Genomic DNA, 15816 nt, shown 5'->3' with positions numbered 1-15816 from the left:
AACGGGGGGTTGAGCGAGGCGCCGCGCAGCGGGCGAGGCCCGGCACGCAGTGCCCCGACTCGGGGCAGATCGCCGATCAAGCGTTCTCGTACTGCTTGATCTGCTCCTCGGTCATCTGCTGATCACCACCACCACAGGCCTTGGGCCCGGCACAGGCCTGGGGCGCGGCACCGGTGGCCGCCACCGCCGGGCGCTTGGCCGGCGGTGCCTTCTTCCAGGCATTGTGATCCGGCTCGACGATCTTCGCCTTGCTCTTGTCGTAGTCGAACTTGATCAGCTTTTTGAACATCGGCCCCCAGTAGTTCTGCTTACCGAGCTGGTAGAAGCGACGCTCCATGGCGCTCTTGAGGAAGGCCTTGATGCAGCCGATCAGATACTTGCGACGGAAGGGATCCTTCACCCAGGGGTACTGGAACAGCATCCGCTTCATGTAGAAGCGTCGGTAGTTGGACATCACCCCGTCGAGCAGCTCGGCGCGGTCGATGTTGTCGGGCTTCATGATCGGCGAGACGAAGTTGTACTTCGAGTAGTCGAAGACCTCCACTCGATCGCTCATCTCGGCGAACATGTCGGCGAATGGCCAGGGGGTGTACATCGACCAGTTGGCCATGTCCGCGCCCCAGTCCATGACCATCTGATAGGTCTCTTCCAGGGTCTCGCGGGTCTCGTTCTCGAGACCGACGATGAACTGCGCCTCGGTGACGATGCCGTTTTCCTGCAACAGCTGGATCGCGCGCTTGTTCTGCGCGACCGTGGTCTCCTTGACGAAGCGGTCGAGGTTGAGCTGCGCGGCCGCCTCGGTGCCGAGCGAGACGTGCACCAGACCGGCCTTGCGATAGAAGGGCAACAGCTCCTCGTCGCGCATGACGTCGGTCACTCGGGTGTTGATGCCCCAGTGGATGCCGAGGTCGCGATCGATCAGCTCCTGGCAGAAGGCGACGAACTTGTTCTTGTTGATCTGCGGCTCTTCGTCGGCAAGGATGAAGAAGCCGACGCCGTGGACCTTCACCAGCTCCTCGATCTCGTCGACCATGCGCTTGGGATCACGCACGCGATAATCGCGCCAGAACTTCCACTGCGAGCAGAAGCTACAGGTGAAGGGGCAGCCGCGCGCCATGTTGGGCGTGGCCACCGGCACCCCGAGCGGGATGTAGATGTACTTCTTCCAATCGAGGATGCCCCAGTCCGGCCAGATCGAGTCGACGTCCTTGATCGAGGGCTCGGCGGGGGTGGCGACCACCTGACCGTCGCCGTCGAGGAAGGCGATGCCCTTGACCTGATCGCGCTCGGTCAGCCACTTCCCCTGATCGATGCAGCGCACCAGGTTGAGGGTGACCGCCTCGCCCTCACCGCGCACGATGGCATCGATCCAGGGCGCCTCTTCGAGCACCTGTTGGAACATGAAGGTGGCGTGGATACCGCCGAGCACGGTGATCGCCTGCGGACGCTCCTCCTTGGCGACCTTCAGCAGGTGCTGCGCGGCGTAGATCATCGGCGTCATCGCGGTGGTGGCGATGATATCGGGTTCGATCTCGCGGATGGCGGCACGCAGCTGATCGTCGTCGAGCTTGTCCACCATCGCATCGAGGAAGTGGTAGTCCTCGTAGCCGCCGGACTTCAGATAGCCAGCCACATAGGCAACCCACGCCGGCGACCAGTTGCCGGCGATATCGGCGGCACCGGCGCTATAGTTGGGGTGGACAAAAAGGATTCGCATTGTCAGCTCCGGGTTATCTCGATCGTCGGACTCAGCTGGGCTCTGCTGAGTGTAGTGAAGCCCCGCCAGACTGCGACAGTAAGCACAGAGACCGTCGACCGGCGTAACACGCCACGGCCGGGGCGAACGAAGCGCTCGGCGGCGTGCGGTGGCAATCGATCATGACGGGAGTCCTGTGACGGGCGAGCGCTTGGCCAAATTCGAAACAGTCGGTGTAGATGACGCATGGGCCAGCATCGACCACGATCCGCGAGCATGCGTCAGCCCCTTCGGTGCTGCCAACCACAAAACCCTTGTGGGAAAAACTCTCGCCCGCATCATGTCTGCAAAAAGCCGGTATCACGTCGGGCAGGCATCTTACCAACGGATCCCCGAATGCGCCACGATCGATACGGCTGACGGTCCGACACCGATACTGTTACCATCGGCCACCGTCGACGCCGCTGCCTGTCACCCGCCGAATCATGGGGTCAGAAGGCGCGTCACTCAGGCCGCGAGGCCAGGTTGGTCGCTGGTTGCACACATGAAGACGCTCTATCTCATCGGCATGGGTCCGGGGGACCCGAAATATCTCACCCTGCAGGCGATCGAGACCATGCGGAAGACCGACGTCTTCTTCATGCTCGACAAGGCCGGACGCGGCAAGGAGGACCTGCTCGCGCTGCGCCAGCAGATCCTCGACGCGCACTGCGAGCCCGGCAGCTATCGGGTGGTCACCGCCGAGAGTCCCAAGCGCACCATCGAGAACGGCGACTACAAGGAGGGCGTGCGCCGCTGGCACCAGCGCAAGCGCGAACTCTTCGCCGAGCTGATCGAGCGCGAGCTGGCCGACGGCCAGTCCGGCGCCTTCCTGCTGTGGGGTGACCCCGCGCTCTATGACCAGACCGTCACCAACATCGCCGAGCTGGTCGCCGCACAGCCCGAGCGGCTGCGCTTCGAGGTCATCCCCGGGATCACCTCGGTCCAGGTCCTCACCGCCCGGCACAAGATCCCACTCAACCGCGTCGGCGAGACGATCACCATCACCACCGGACGCCATGCCGAGCACTGCGACCCGGCCACGCTCGACAACGCCGTGGTGATGCTCGACTACAACGCCTCCTATCAGCGCTTCACCGGCCAGGACATGGATCTCTACTGGGGCGGGCTGGTCGGCACCGCCGACGAGCGCCTGGTCGCCGGAGCGCTCGACGAGGTGCTCGACGAGGCGCTGCGCGCCCGCGCCGAACTCAAGGCCGAGAAGGGCTGGCAAATGGACATCTACCTGCTGCGCCGGCGGCGCGCCCAACAGCAGGACGAGGACTGAAGGGCCGGCGCGCCCGCACGGGCGCGCCGGCGCAGGATCCCACCCACGACAGGAGGTCGAACCATGTCCGCTCGCACCCCGCGCCTCGGCGCGCTGCTCATCGCGCTGCTACTCTGCATCCCCGCCAGCGCCCTCGCCGCCCCCGATCGTCACGTCTTCTACAACCTCACCAGTGACGAGGCCTGGCGTGCCGGCATGGCACTCGGCCACGCCACTCGGGCGATCGAGGCCGGCTACGCCGTCACCGTCTTTCTCAACGTGCGCGGTATCTATCTCGCCCAGCAGGGCTTCGCCACCGACCGCGCCGGCGGCGCCCCCGACGACCTGCGCGGCCAGCTCGTCGGGCTGATCGACGCCGGCGCCGAGGTGATGCTCTGCGGCATGTGTCTGCGCAAGGCCGGGCTGGAGATGACCGACATGCTCCCCGGCACCGTCAAGGTCGACTGCACGCGCAGCCTCGCGGCGATGAGCACCGAGAATACCATAGTGCTCAGCTACTGAGCCGACCGAGCGGCGGCACCACGCCGCCGCGTGCCGGCACCACCCCCTCGAGCACCCGCTGCGCGCTCGCCCGGGCCTCGCCGATGAAGGCGGCGAGATAGGCGCGGTCGTGGTCGCGCGCGCGGGTCGCAGCATAGAGCGTCGACCACAGCCCCTCGGGGCCGAGCCGCGCTGCGGCGATCTCGCGCGCATCGAGCGCGCTGGCCAGCACCCAGTTGGGCAGCGCCGAGACCCCCCGCCCGCTCTTGACCAGTTGCAGCAACATCACCGACAGCTCCGAGGTCCGCACCCCCGCTGGCTCCACCCCTGCCGGTTCGAGGAAGCGACGGAAGACGTCGAGCCGCGCGCGCTCGACCGGATAGGTGATCAGGGTCTCGGCGCGCAGGTCCTGCGGACACAGCCAGGGGCGCTCGGCGAGCCGGTGACCGCGCGCCATCGCCAGCAGGATCTCGAAGCCGAACAAGGCATCGAAACGCAGCTCGGGGTCGTCGATCGGATCGGAGGTCACCACCAGGTCGACCTTACCCTCGGCCAGCGCCGGCAGCGCGGCGAAGCTCTCGCTGTTGATCAGGTCGAGTTCGACCTCGGGCCAGTCACGCCGATAGACATCCATCGCCGGCAGCAGCCAGTCGTAACAGCTGTGACACTCCACCACCAGGTGCAGCCGCCCACTCATCCCCTCGCCGAGCAGCGCGATGTCGGCCTCGGCGCGCCGTACCTCGGGCAGCACCCGCTGCGCCAGCTCCAACAGCCGCAGCCCCGCCGGACTGAGCCGCAACGGACGGCGCTTGCGCTCGAACAGCGGTTGACCGATGCGCTGCTCCAGCCCCTTGAGCTGATGCGACAGCGCCGATTGGGTCAGGTGCAGCCGCTCGGCGGCGGCGGCGAGCGAGCCGGTCTCGTGCAATTCGGTCAGGGTGCGCAGGTGCTTGAGCTCGAGGATCATGAATAAAATTCAACTAAAACGCATAATTCATCAATTTACCTCATCAACACGCCCCCCGATACTCCTGCGCCATCCATCGAGCCACCTATCGAGCCACCTCAGGAGCCAGCATGACCCTCGCACACAACCTCGGTTTTCCCCGTATCGGCGTCGCCCGTGAACTGAAGTGGGCACTGGAGTCCTACTGGAAGGGCGAGCAGGACCAGCAGGCGCTGCTCGCCGTCGCGCGCGAGCTGCGTGCCCGACACTGGCGCATCCAACAGCAGGCCGGGCTCGACCAGGTCCCGGTCGGTGACTTCTCGTTCTATGACCAGGTGCTCGACCACAGCGCCATGTTCGGCGTGGTGCCGCCGCGCTTCGGTCACGACGGCGGCGCGGTCGACCTCGACACCTACTTCCGCATGGCCCGTGGTCGCGCCCCCTCGGGCGAGGCGGCCGCCGCCTGCGAGATGACCAAGTGGTTCGACACCAACTATCACTACATCGTCCCCGAGCTGCACGCCGACCAGACCTTCAGCCTCTCCACCGAGCGGCTGTTCGACGAGGTCGCCGAGGCCCAGGCGCTCGGCATCGACGCCCGTCCGGTCCTGATCGGCCCGCTGACCTATCTGTGGCTGGCCAAGACCCGTGGCGAGGCGTTTGAGCGCCTCGACCTGCTCGAACGCCTGCTGCCAGTCTACGGCGAGATCCTCGCACGGCTACGCGGCCAGGGCATCGAGTGGGTGCAGATCGACGAGCCGATCCTGGTCCTCGACCTGCCCGCCCCCTGGCGCCAGGCCTTCGAGTCGGCCTACACCCAGCTCGCCGTCAACCGCCCCAAGCTGCTGCTGACCACCTACTTCGGCGCCCTCGACGACAACCTGCACCTGGCCGCGCACCTGCCGGTCGACGGGCTGCACATCGACCTGGTGCGCGCCCCCGAGCAGCTCGCACAGGCCGCCGACTGGCTGCCCGCGCCCAAGGTACTCTCGGTCGGCGTGATCGACGGTCGCAACATCTGGCGCGCCGACCTAGCCGCCATCCTCGACCGCATCGAGCCGCTCAAGGCACGACTCGGCGAGCGACTCTGGGTCGGTCCCTCGTGCTCGCTGCTGCACACCCCGGTCGACCTCGACGAGGAGACCCGTCTCGACAGCGAGATCCGCGACTGGCTGGCCTTCGCGGTGCAGAAGGTCGAGGAGATCCGGCTGCTACGCGATGCCCTCGACCAGGGCCGCAACGGGGTCAGCGATGCCCTCGCCGCCTGCGCCCGCGCCGTCGCCGCGCGTCTTGAATCACCACGCCTGCACCGCGCCGAGGTGCGCGAGCGGACCGCCGCGATCGACGCGGCCATGGCCAGCCGTCACAGCCCCTATGCCGTCCGCGCCGAGGCCCAGCGCGCGCGGCTCGCGCTGCCGACCTACCCCACCACCACCATCGGCTCCTTCCCGCAGACGGCCGAGATCCGTGGCGCGCGCCGCGCCTTCAAGGCCGGCCAGCTCGACGCCGCGGCCTACGAGCAGGCGATGCGCGAGCAGATCGCCCACGCCGTCGCCGAGCAGGAGCGCTACGGCCTCGACGTGCTGGTGCACGGCGAGCCCGAGCGCAACGACATGGTCGAGTACTTCGGCGAGCAGCTCGAAGGCTTCGTCTTTACCCGCAACGGCTGGGTGCAGTCCTACGGCTCGCGCTGCGTCAAGCCGCCGGTGATCTACGGCGACGTCGCCCGGGCGGCGCCGATGACCGTCGCCTGGACCCGCTACGCCCAGTCGCTCACCGCGCGGCCGATGAAGGGCATGCTCACCGGCCCGGTGACCATCCTGCAGTGGTCCTTCGTGCGTGACGATCAGCCACGCGCCCAGACCTGCGCGCAGATCGCCCTCGCCCTACGCGATGAGGTCTGCGACCTCGAGGCCGCCGGCATCGGCGTGATCCAGATCGACGAGCCGGCCTTCCGCGAAGGTCTGCCGCTGCGGCGCGCCGAGTGGGACGCCTATCTGGCGTGGGCCGCGCGTTGCTTCCGCGTCAGCGCCAGCGGGGTCGCCGACGCCACCCAGATCCACACCCACATGTGCTACTCGGAGTTCAACGACATCATCGCCGCGATCGCCGATCTCGACGCCGATGTCATCACCATCGAGACGGCGCGCTCGGACATGGAGCTGCTCGACGCCTTCGGCGACTTCGACTACCCCAACGAGATCGGCCCCGGCGTCTACGACATCCACTCGCCCAACGTCCCCACGGTCGAGCAGATAGTCGAGCTGATGCGCAAGGCCGCCGAGCGCATCCCCGCCGAGCGGCTGTGGGTCAACCCCGACTGCGGACTCAAGACCCGTGGCTGGCCCGAGGTCGAGGCCTCGCTACGTCACATGGTCGCCGCCGCCGAAGCGCTGCGCGCCCAGCACCAGCAGGCGGCCTGAGGACGTGCACCGGGTCTCACCCCGTGAGGCTAAGGGTTTTGCCCCCTTGAACCGGGGCGCGAAAAGCCCGATTCTCGATCGCGAGGGTCGGGCGCGCTGGTCGCCCGGCATGTGACCCACGATCACGCGAGGACAGCCCAATGAGCGAGGCACTCCTGACGACACTCCAGCTGGCGCTCTTCACCGGCGCCCTGGGCGCCATGGCCTGGCAGCTCCAGCATGCCCGGCGCCGTGCCCGCCAGACCGTCCCGGTCAGACGCACCCGCACGCGCATCCGCTGACCCGCGCCCCTCACCGCCACCTCAACCACAACGGCCAACCGCGACGCGGTTGGCCGTTTTTCGTCCAGCCGCCAAGAGATTGAACCGCAAAGCCGCGAAGGGCGCGAAGGCAGGAGAGATTCCAGCTGCCAGTCGCCTCGACTGGAGGCTGAAGGCTGATCGCTGGAAGCTGATTCGAACCGCAAAGACTCAAAGGACGCGAAGGCGGGGGGGATTTCAGCCTTCGGCCGTCAGCGATCAGCTACACCTCTCCTCTGCGCTCCGTCCGACAAGCCCGCTGCTCTCAAGCCCCCTTTGGACAAAGGGGGTTGGGGGATTCGACGGCGACGACACCCGGCGCCACGGGCGCTCGCAATCAACGAGGGGCCGGAGGCTGATTCGAACCGCAAAGCCGCAACGGACGCGAAGGCGGGAGGGATTCCAGCCGCCAGCCGCCTCGGCTGAAGGCTGATCGCTGGAAGCTGATTTGAACCACAAAGCCGCGAAGGACGCGAAGGCAGGAGGGATTCCAGCCTTCGGCCGTCAGCGACCAGCCACACGCCTCCCCTGCGCTCAGTCCGACAAGCCCGCTGCTCTCAAGCCCCCTTTGGACAAAGGGGGTTGGGGGATTCGACGGCGATGACAGCTAACGCACCTCGACCGCTCGGGATCACCGACCGGTGACAGAGAGACCCGCTCCGGCTGGAGGCTGGCCGCTGACGGCTAGCTGCCCCGGCAGTCCACGCCCACACCAGAGACCTCAACCCCTTCGCCGGGCACGCTGCGCTTTGCCCGGCCTACGGAAAGGCGCTCCCCTCCGACTGGAGGCTGGCCGCTGGCGACTGGTCGCCGTCCCGGCAGCATTCGTCCGGCCTCGCACCACTGGCCGCCTGACGGCCCGAGGCCCCTGCCGCTGGCTCGACGACCTGCGCCCGCAGCAGTCGCAGCGAGTTGGCGGTCACCAGCACGGTGGCGCCGGTATCGGCGAGCACCGCCGGCCACAGCCCGGTCACGCCGAGCAGGGTGGTGAGCATCAGCCCGAGCTTGAGCCCGATGGCGAGGGCGACGTTCTGGCGGATCACCCGCAGGGTACGGCGCGACAGCCGCACCATCGCCGCGACATCACCGACCCGAGCGTGCAGGCTGGCGGCGTCGGCGGTCTCCAACGCCACCTCGGTACCGCCGCCCATGGCGATGCCGATCTCGGCGGCCGCCAGCGCCGGGGCGTCGTTGATGCCGTCGCCGACCTTGGCGACCCGCTCGCCGGACTCCTGCAGCTCGCTCACCAGCCGTTGCTTGTCCTCGGGCAACAACCCGGCGTGGGCGGCGATGCCCAGCGGCCCGGCCAGGGCCGCGACCGCCGGGCGCTGATCGCCACTGAGCACCAGGGCGCCGATCCCCAGCCGGTCGAGCGCCGCGATGCCGGCGGCGGCATCCTCACGCGGGGCGTCGTGCATCGCGATCAGCCCGAGCGCACGCCCGTCCTCGACCACCACCGAGAGGCTGCGCCCCAGCGCCTGCTGCGACTCGGCGGCAACGACCAGCCCGGCAGCATCCTCTGCGATCAGCTCGCGCGCCGCCGTCAGCGAGCCGAGGAAGCAGTCACGCCCCTCGATCTCGCCACGCACCCCGCGGCCGGGGAGCGCGCGCACGTGCTCGGGGGCGACGGCGGCGACTCCCGCCGCCTCGGCGTGGGCGAGGATCGCCCGCGACAACGGGTGCGACGAGCCCTGACTGAGCGCGGCGGCACACTCGAGCAGGCGCGCGCGCTCACCCTCCAGGACGACCACCTCGGTCACCCGCGGCTGGCCCAGGGTCAGGGTGCCGGTCTTGTCGAAGGCCACCCGGGTGATCCGCGCCAGCCCCTCGAGCACCGCCCCGCCCTTCATCAGCAGCCCCTGACGCGCGCCGGCGGCCAGCCCGGCGGCGATCGCAGCCGGGGTCGAGATCACCAAGGCGCAGGGGCAACCGATCAACAGGATCGCCGCGCCGCGATAGACCCACTCCGACCAGAGCGCGCCCAGGAACAGCGGCGGCACCACCGCCACCAGGGTGGCGAAGAGCACCACCAGCGGGGTGTAGACGCGGGCGAAACGCTCGATGAAGCGCGCGCTCGGCGCCTTGCGCGCCTGCGCCTCGCGCACCAGCCGGGTGATCCGCGCGATGGTGTTGTCGGCGGCATCGGCGGTGACGCGCAGCCGCAACCGGCTCTCCAGGTTGACGCTGCCGGCAAACACCGCATCGCCCGGACGCCTGAGCTGGGGCAGGCTCTCGCCGCTGAGCGGCGACTCGTCGACGCCGCCGACCCCCTCCAGCACCTCGCCGTCGGCGGGGATGCGCTCGCCCGGGTGGACTTCGATGCGATCATCGACCCGCAACCGCTCGGCGGCAACCGTCTCCAGCGTGCCGTCGGCGCGCAGCCGGCGCGCGTTGCGCGGCAACAGCTCGATCAGGGCACCGATCCCGGCGCGCGAGCGCCGCGCCGCCAGCCCCTCGAGCGACTCACCGACCTGGAACAGGAAGAGCACCGCCGCCGCCTCGGCCTCGGCGCCGACGGCCACCGCGGCGAGCGCCGCCAGGCTCATCAGCGTCTCGATCGACAGTGGCGAGCCGAGCCGCGCCGCCGCCCAGGCGCGCCGCGCCACCGGGATCAACCCGAGCAGCACCGCGGCGAGGAAGATCGGCCGCGCGAAGGCCGGGAACAGGCTCGCCGCGCCATAGGCGGTGAGCATCAGCGCCCCGGTGCCGAGGGTGAGCAGCCCCTGACGACTGCGCCACCAGGGCGTGGGCCGATCGGCGCCCGTCGGCACCGTCTCCGGGGCAGCGCAGGCCGCCGCACCACAGCCGCAGGCCGGGGCCTCGGGTGATGCGGCCTCGCGTGGCGTGAAGCCGAGTTGCGACAGGGTCTCGGCGAGTCGCGCCCGCTCGATTCCGGGCAGATGCTCGACCCGTACCTCGGCGGTGGCCAGCGACACCGTCACCGCCCGCACCTCGGGCAAGCGGCCGAGCGCCGTCTCCACCCGGCTCGCGCAGGCCCCGCAATCCATCCCATCGACCCGCAGCCGGGTCTCCACGGGCGCCGTCAGCGGCACCCCGACAGCTTGGCTAGACATCTTCGGACTCACCTCATCGATACCATCGTGTCGTCATCGATGAGGCTACAATCTCTAGTGACTAGAGCATCAAGTGAGAATCAGAATCATGCTTGGAATCGGTGAGCTCTCCCGCGCGACCGAGGTCAAGGTCCCGACCATTCGTTATTATGAGGAGATTGGGCTGCTGCCCGCCCCGGCGCGCACCGCGAGCAACCGCCGTCGCTACCCGCCGGAGGCGGTGCAACGGCTGCGCTTCATCCGTCATGCCCGCGAACTCGGCTTCGATATCCCCGCGATTCGCGCGCTACTCGCGCTCGAGGGCGACGGCAAGCCCCTTTGTCATCGCGCCGACGCCATCGCCCGCGCCCATCTCGACCAGATCGACCAGCGCATCGCACGTCTCACCGCGCTACGCGACGAGATCAGCCACATGCTCGCCGGCTGCGACCGCGCCTGCGACGACCGCTGCCGGGTGCTCGAGGTGCTCGCCGATCACAGCCACTGCCGTCACCAGGAACACTGACCCCATGTCACCGCGTATCCCACTCACCCCACCGGTCGCGACCGACCAACTGCTGCTCCACACCTGCTGTGCGCCCTGCTCGACGGCCATCGTCGAGTGTCTGCTCGACAACGGCATCACCCCGGTGCTCTATTACTTCAACCCCAACATCCACCCCGAGCGCGAGTACCGGCTACGCAAGGCCGAGACCATCGCCCACGCCGAGCGCTTGGGGCTGCGCTTCATCGACGCCGACTACGACCCCGCCGACTGGGTCGCGCGGATGCGCGGGCTCGAACAGGAGCCCGAGCGCGGCGCGCGTTGCGCGCGCTGCTTCGACCAACGACTGCGTGCCACCGCCGCCGAGGCCGCGGCCCAGGGACTGACCCTCTTCGCCACCACCCTGTCGACCTCGCGCTGGAAGGATCTGGCCCAGATCGACGCCGCCGGCGCGGCGGCGGCCGCCGCCAACCCGGGCGTCCACTACTGGGCGCGCAACTGGCGCAAACAAGGACTCACCGAACGGCGCAACCAGCTGGTGCGCGAACTCGATTTCTATCAGCAGACCTATTGCGGTTGTCTCTACAGCCTGCGCGACGCGCGGGCGCGCGAGCGCCGGCAGCAGCGGACGACGGCGACCCGGGCCGACACTGACACCTGAGCGCACGACAGCGATCACGGCCGGCGACGCGTCAACTCGGGTAGAGACCGCTCACGACGCGGACGGCGTCGCTCATCGCCCGGCCGCCTGCTCGAACGGCAACACGATCACCGTTGCGGTACGCCCCACCACCAGCCCGTCCTCGGGCAGGGCGTCGAGGCGGATACGCACCGGCACGCGCTGGGCCAGGCGCACCCAACTGAAGGTGGGGTTGACGTCGGGTAGCAGGCTGTCGCCGGCACCACGGTCGCGGTCCTCGATGCCCATGGCGATGCTCTGGACATGACCGCTCAGGGTGCGCTGCTCGCCCATCAGCCGCACCAGCGCGGGTTGACCAACCTCGATCCGACTCAGCTTGGTCTCCTCGAAATAGCCCTCGACCCGGTAAGAACGGGCATCGATCAACGCCAGCACCGGCGTGCCCGCGGTGACATAGTCGCCGACGCGCAGCGCAAAGTCCGACAGCACCCCATCGGTCGGGGCACGCACCGTGGTACGGGCGAGATCGAGCGAGGCCAGATCGCGCGCCACCTCGGCGCGGGTCAGCGCCGCCTCGGCGAGGATCTGGCGCGACAGGCTATCCTCACGATCCTCCGTCGAGATGACGTCGCCGAGCGCCAGCGCGCGCTCGGCATCGCGCCGCGCCTGCTCCATCTCGGTCCGCCGCGCCAACATCTCGGCGGCGGTCTCGCGCAACGCCAACACATAGCGCCGGCGATCGATCTGGAACAGCGGATCACCCTCTTCCACCCGCTGATCATTGGTGACGAAGACCTCGGTGACCAACCCGGAAACGTCCGGGGTGATGCGCACAATGTCCGCGCGCACCCGCCCGTCGGGGGTCCAGGGTTCGACCTGGTAGTGGATCCACAGCCGCTGGCCGGCGAAGAGCGCGAGCACGACGGCGGCAAGGGTCAGGCCGACCCGGCGCAAACGCTGCCAGGCGGCGGTCGAGAACAGGGGGAGTCTTGTCATAGCAACCAGGACGAGGAGAGTTTCACCACCAGGGCCCAGAGGATCACGAACACGGCGACCTCGAACAGGGCCTGATGCCAGAGATGACGATAGAGACCAAAGTGGATCAGCACCCGGTTGACGACCAGGGTGAGCGCCAACGCGATGGTGCTGGTCACCAGCTCCGCGTGCAGATAGACGCCGAACAGGTTGAGTTCACCGCTCATGCCGCGCCCTCCACCACCGGCGCCGGGGGCGCGGCCTCGGGGAACAGGTTGCGCCGCAGCCCCACCAGGGCGCAGAGCCCGCGCGCGCCGGTGGCGGCCAGGTCGCCCCGCGCCAGCCGTCCGAGCAACCGATCGAGGTGCGCGCGCAACGGCTGCTCGGGCGGCACCGGCACCCCCAGGGCGCGCGCCTGATAGCGCGCACCGACCCCATCGAGCAAGACCTCAAGCTCGGCGGTCACCGGCGGTGGCAAGCGCGAGCACAGTGCGCGCAGGCTCGCCAGATCGATGCCGACACGCAGCTCGCGGAGGATGTCGAGCCCCTTGAGGTCCCCGGCGCGGGCGGCAGCGAGCTTGGGGCTGAGCAACCCTACCCGGTCGACCAGCCGCGAGGCGAGATCCACCGTCGAGTCCTCCTCGCGCCCCGCAGCCACGCGGGCGAGATCGCCCCAGGTATGGCGCAACAGGCGCCGGGCGCTGACCTCGGCGCTCATCGAGCGCAGGGTACGGGTGACCAGCACCGCGGCGAAGACGCCGAAGAACTGCGAGAGGTTGATGTTGACGAAGCGCGCGAAGTCGGCGGAGAAGTGGTCTTGGATCACGAGTGTATTGACGAGATTGACGATGACGGAGAGCGCCGGGAAGGCCAGACGCGGATCGGGGATCATCGCGCCTACCACCAGCAGGGTCGGCGCGAGCACCAGTACCAGCATCGGGAAGCCGCTGATCGCCGGCATCAGCACGAACAGATAAAGCGCGCCGAGCACCATCGCGGCCACCAGATACAGACCGAACTTGCGAATCGCCGGCACCGGATCGTCCATCGCGGCGAACAGACAGCAGGTGATCGCGGCAGTGATCGCCGCCGACTCGCCCTCCTGCCAGCCGCTCCAGATCCACACCACACAGCACAGCAACACCGCCCCGAACGCCGCCGCCCCGGAGAGCGCCGCCAGCCCAAGGTCACGGTGCAGCGGCCGGTGCTCGCTCGCGCGATCGGCGCCGAACAGCCGCGGCGGCGGTCCCTCGGGGTCTTGCAGATAGGCGTGCAGGGCGTGGGCATCGGCCTGTGCGCGCACCAGTTCGATGGCACGCGTGAGCAGGCTCGAACGGTTGAAACCGTACCAGTCGCGCACCGACATCGACGTCCGTGCCGTCTCGAGCTCGGTGATCAAGGCCGCGCCCCGGGCGCGCGGCGCGCCGGACTCGATCCACGCGGCCAGCGCCGCGAGCAGGCCGCGCAGCTCAGGGTCGAGTTCGGGCGTGATCGCACGCAGCGCCGCGAGGCGGTCCGACAGGCTCGCCAGCACCGGGATCAGCACCAACACCCGATCGCGCAACTGGCGCACCACCGCGGTGGTCTCGCGCAGGAACGAGGTATCGAACGGCAGGTGCCTGGCCATCAACTGGATCTCACTGGCGGCACCGGCAAGCCGCCCGCGGTCGCGATCGAGCTGGGCCAGCTCACCGCGCAGCAGATCGAGCGCCCAGCGATCGGCCTCGCCGAGCCAGTGACCGATACGCCCCCGCAACGCCGTGCCCACCGGGCGCGGGAACACCAGGCTGTGCACCAGCGCGGCGCAGGCGATGCCGATCAGGATCTCCTCGACCCGCGCCGCGGCGATGTCGAAGATCGCCGTCGGCTGGTTCACCGCCGGGAAGCCGATCATCGCGCAGGTATAGCCGGCGAGCATCAGGATGTAACTCGGCGGCGAGCGGTCGAGCACCGAGAGCGCCAGACACCCGCCCACCCACAGCGACATCGCCAGCGACAGCAGCAGCGGCGCGTGCACCAGCAACGGCACCAACAACACCGCGCCGGCGGCGCCGACGAAGGTGCCGAGAAAGCGATAGAGCGCCTTCGAACGCACCGCCGCGGCCAGCGGACCGCTGACGATATAGACGGTCATGATCGCCCAATAGGGGCGCTCCAGGCCGATGCTCATGGCCAGATAGAGCGCCAGCATCGCCGCCACGAAGGTGTTGACCGAGAACCGCTGCTTGTCGCGATCGAGCCTCGGCATGGTCTTCAGCGCCGCCCCTCGGCACGCGCCGCCAGCCCCTGCTCCAGGGTCTCGAGTACCCGCAACGTCAGCGCCAGATCGGCATCGGCGACCGGCGCCAGCAACCCCTCGCGCAACCGCCCGAGCGCGACCTCGACACGCTCGGCCAAGGCCTCACCGGCAGCGGTGAGATGCAACGTCTTGGCGCGACGGTCGCTGCCATCGTCACGCCGTTCGACCAGCCCGCTCGCGCACAGCTGATCGAGCAGCCGTACCAACGACGAGCCGCGGATACCGATCTCCTCGGCGAGCGCGTGCTGACGCATGCCACCGCCGCCGCGGGCGATATGCAGCACCGGCACCGCCTGGGCGTCGGAGATCCCGTAGCGGGCCAGCTCGCGGTTGACCTCCTGACGATAGAGCCGCGACAGCCGCACCAACCGTGTCGTCAGCGCACGCTCCCGCTCCTGTCTGTGCTCGGTCACGACAGCTTCCACAAAATCAATAGATGCCTAAATATTAGTTAGCATGCTAATTATTGTCAAAAGGGTCGGCCAATCACCCTAACGCCCACGGCCCGGGAGGAGCGCGCGACATGCCGGATGGAGCACCCCGTCAAGGCCCGCCCGGCCCACGCCCACGACGAGCGAATCCGGTCGATGCCATCTAGGTTGGGCTACCGACGGCAACCCAACATCACCGCCCTCACCCGCCTGAATCGAGCCCCGCTGTTGGGTGCCCCCTCGGTCTCATCGCCCCATCGATGGCTCGGCGGGAAACGGCGAGAAACGGGGCACCCAACCTACGAAGCTGCCCCCTGTCTGTACGACATCGAACAGAACGTCCGGCGCCAGATCCAAGCACGAGCCTCGGCCCTCCTCTCCAGCAGCTGACAACTGATTGGCCAGCCGCCAGTCGCCATACGACATCGAACAGAACGTCCGGCGCCAGATCCAAGCACGAGCCTCGGCCCTCCTCTCCAGCAGCTGACAACTGATTGGCCAGCCGCCAGTCGCCAGTCGTCAGTCGCCAGAAGGCGCCTCCTCCCAAGTCCCCCTTTGGCAAAGGAGGATCTAGGGCTGGGGTATCCCCTCTTTTTTCCTTTATTTGTTAGTGCTTTACATGTTTTTTTGAGGCGTAAACGAACATGCACAGAGGGACGTGGTCCCTGACAAGCGACCAAACCAGTCAGGAGTCCCCCTGTGCATGCGACTGCAATTTTACACCGATGCCTCGATCCGCTGT

General features: G+C 68.5%; 13 protein-coding genes. 6 read left to right on the top strand and 7 right to left on the bottom strand.

The genetic code is table 11. The annotated features are described in order from the left end of the window. Nucleotides 1-76: 76 nt before the first annotated feature. Nucleotides 77-1717 (bottom strand): magnesium-protoporphyrin IX monomethyl ester anaerobic oxidative cyclase, encoded by a 1641-nt coding sequence (gene bchE, locus HF203_RS13755; RefSeq protein ID WP_168670653.1) that lies wholly within the window; start codon nt 1715-1717, stop codon nt 77-79. A 523-nt stretch (nt 1718-2240) separates the two neighbouring features. Between bchE and cobF the strand changes: the two genes are divergently transcribed. Together cobF and HF203_RS13745 are read left to right on the top strand one after the other, a co-directional pair. Beyond that, entirely contained in the window at nt 2241-3023 is a 783-nt protein-coding gene (cobF, locus tag HF203_RS13750) for a precorrin-6A synthase (deacetylating) (protein WP_168670651.1), read from the top strand. 63 nt (nt 3024-3086) lie between these two features. Further along, nucleotides 3087-3524 (top strand): DsrE family protein, encoded by a 438-nt coding sequence (locus tag HF203_RS13745; RefSeq protein ID WP_168670649.1) that lies wholly within the window; start codon nt 3087-3089, stop codon nt 3522-3524. On the opposite strand, the gene HF203_RS13740 is transcribed toward HF203_RS13745, so the two are convergent. Beyond that, nucleotides 3514-4470 carry a LysR family transcriptional regulator gene (locus tag HF203_RS13740; protein WP_168670647.1) on the bottom strand — a complete coding sequence of 319 codons (957 nt, stop codon included), beginning with the start codon at nt 4468-4470 and terminating at the stop codon, nt 3514-3516. The two genes, HF203_RS13745 and HF203_RS13740, sit on opposite strands and share 11 nt — an antisense overlap. A gap of 110 nt (nt 4471-4580) precedes the next feature. Here HF203_RS13740 and metE point away from each other — a divergent pair, with 110 nt between their 5' ends. Beyond that, a complete protein-coding gene (gene metE / locus HF203_RS13735) occupies nt 4581-6872 on the top strand; it encodes a 5-methyltetrahydropteroyltriglutamate--homocysteine S-methyltransferase (protein WP_168670645.1) in 2292 nt (763 codons plus the stop codon). A gap of 140 nt (nt 6873-7012) precedes the next feature. After that, nucleotides 7013-7153, top strand: coding sequence for a hypothetical protein (locus tag HF203_RS13730; RefSeq protein ID WP_160330969.1), 141 nt, complete (start codon nt 7013-7015; stop codon nt 7151-7153). 776 nt (nt 7154-7929) lie between these two features. Here HF203_RS13730 and HF203_RS13725 read toward each other — a convergent pair. Next, nucleotides 7930-10245: a heavy metal translocating P-type ATPase gene (locus tag HF203_RS13725; RefSeq protein ID WP_168670643.1), complete on the bottom strand. Its 2316-nt coding sequence runs from the start codon at nt 10243-10245 to the stop codon at nt 7930-7932. A gap of 88 nt (nt 10246-10333) precedes the next feature. On the opposite strand from HF203_RS13725, the gene HF203_RS13720 reads away from it, so the two are divergent. Together HF203_RS13720 and HF203_RS13715 are read left to right on the top strand one after the other, a co-directional pair. Further along, the gene (locus HF203_RS13720; protein ID WP_168670641.1) at nt 10334-10750 is read left to right on the top strand and encodes a MerR family transcriptional regulator; all 417 of its coding nucleotides are present in this window, start codon (nt 10334-10336) and stop codon (nt 10748-10750) included. Between the two features lie 4 nt (nt 10751-10754). Next, nucleotides 10755-11390, top strand: a complete 636-nt coding sequence (locus tag HF203_RS13715) for an epoxyqueuosine reductase QueH (RefSeq protein WP_168670639.1) — start codon at nt 10755-10757, stop codon at nt 11388-11390. A 72-nt stretch (nt 11391-11462) separates the two neighbouring features. Here the strand turns inward: HF203_RS13715 and HF203_RS13710 are convergent, their stop codons facing one another. From HF203_RS13710 to HF203_RS13695, 4 genes are read right to left on the bottom strand one after another with little or no spacing between them, the layout of a single operon-like run. Further along, on the bottom strand, nt 11463-12365 hold the full coding sequence (locus HF203_RS13710) for an efflux RND transporter periplasmic adaptor subunit (RefSeq protein ID WP_168670637.1): 903 nt from the start codon (nt 12363-12365) through the stop codon (nt 11463-11465). Next, nucleotides 12362-12571, bottom strand: a complete 210-nt coding sequence (locus HF203_RS13705; RefSeq protein WP_168670636.1) for a DUF1656 domain-containing protein — start codon at nt 12569-12571, stop codon at nt 12362-12364. Before HF203_RS13705 ends, HF203_RS13710 begins: the two co-directional genes overlap by 4 nt. Beyond that, nucleotides 12568-14592, bottom strand: coding sequence for an FUSC family protein (locus HF203_RS13700; RefSeq protein ID WP_168670635.1), 2025 nt, complete (start codon nt 14590-14592; stop codon nt 12568-12570). The genes HF203_RS13705 and HF203_RS13700 overlap by 4 nt, the downstream gene beginning before the upstream one ends. Before the next feature lie 5 nt (nt 14593-14597). Continuing rightward, nucleotides 14598-15056: a MarR family transcriptional regulator gene (locus tag HF203_RS13695; protein WP_168670634.1), complete on the bottom strand. Its 459-nt coding sequence runs from the start codon at nt 15054-15056 to the stop codon at nt 14598-14600. Between the last annotated feature and the right edge of the window lie 760 nt (nt 15057-15816).

The organism is Marichromatium bheemlicum (assembly GCF_012276755.1).
Classification (GTDB): Bacteria; Pseudomonadota; Gammaproteobacteria; order Chromatiales; family Chromatiaceae; genus Marichromatium; species Marichromatium bheemlicum.
The sequence above is the reverse complement of the archived record's forward strand: the minus strand, read 5'-3'. Positions and strand labels throughout refer to the sequence as shown.

Bases quoted from the DNA above. Each gene is read 5' to 3' on its own strand.
- HF203_RS13710 (WP_168670637.1), bottom strand. From the start codon at position 12,365: ATGACAAGACTCCCCCTGTTCTCGACCGCCGCCTGGCAGCGTTTGCGC.
- cobF (WP_168670651.1), top strand. From the start codon at position 2,241: ATGAAGACGCTCTATCTCATCGGCATGGGTCCGGGGGACCCGAAATAT.
- metE (WP_168670645.1), top strand. From the start codon at position 4,581: ATGACCCTCGCACACAACCTCGGTTTTCCCCGTATCGGCGTCGCCCGT.
- HF203_RS13705 (WP_168670636.1), bottom strand. From the start codon at position 12,571: ATGAGCGGTGAACTCAACCTGTTCGGCGTCTATCTGCACGCGGAGCTG.
- HF203_RS13730 (WP_160330969.1), top strand. From the start codon at position 7,013: ATGAGCGAGGCACTCCTGACGACACTCCAGCTGGCGCTCTTCACCGGC.
- HF203_RS13720 (WP_168670641.1), top strand. From the start codon at position 10,334: ATGCTTGGAATCGGTGAGCTCTCCCGCGCGACCGAGGTCAAGGTCCCG.
- HF203_RS13745 (WP_168670649.1), top strand. From the start codon at position 3,087: ATGTCCGCTCGCACCCCGCGCCTCGGCGCGCTGCTCATCGCGCTGCTA.
- bchE (WP_168670653.1), bottom strand. From the start codon at position 1,717: ATGCGAATCCTTTTTGTCCACCCCAACTATAGCGCCGGTGCCGCCGAT.
- HF203_RS13725 (WP_168670643.1), bottom strand. From the start codon at position 10,245: ATGTCTAGCCAAGCTGTCGGGGTGCCGCTGACGGCGCCCGTGGAGACC.
- HF203_RS13700 (WP_168670635.1), bottom strand. From the start codon at position 14,592: ATGCCGAGGCTCGATCGCGACAAGCAGCGGTTCTCGGTCAACACCTTC.
- HF203_RS13715 (WP_168670639.1), top strand. From the start codon at position 10,755: ATGTCACCGCGTATCCCACTCACCCCACCGGTCGCGACCGACCAACTG.
- HF203_RS13740 (WP_168670647.1), bottom strand. From the start codon at position 4,470: ATGATCCTCGAGCTCAAGCACCTGCGCACCCTGACCGAATTGCACGAG.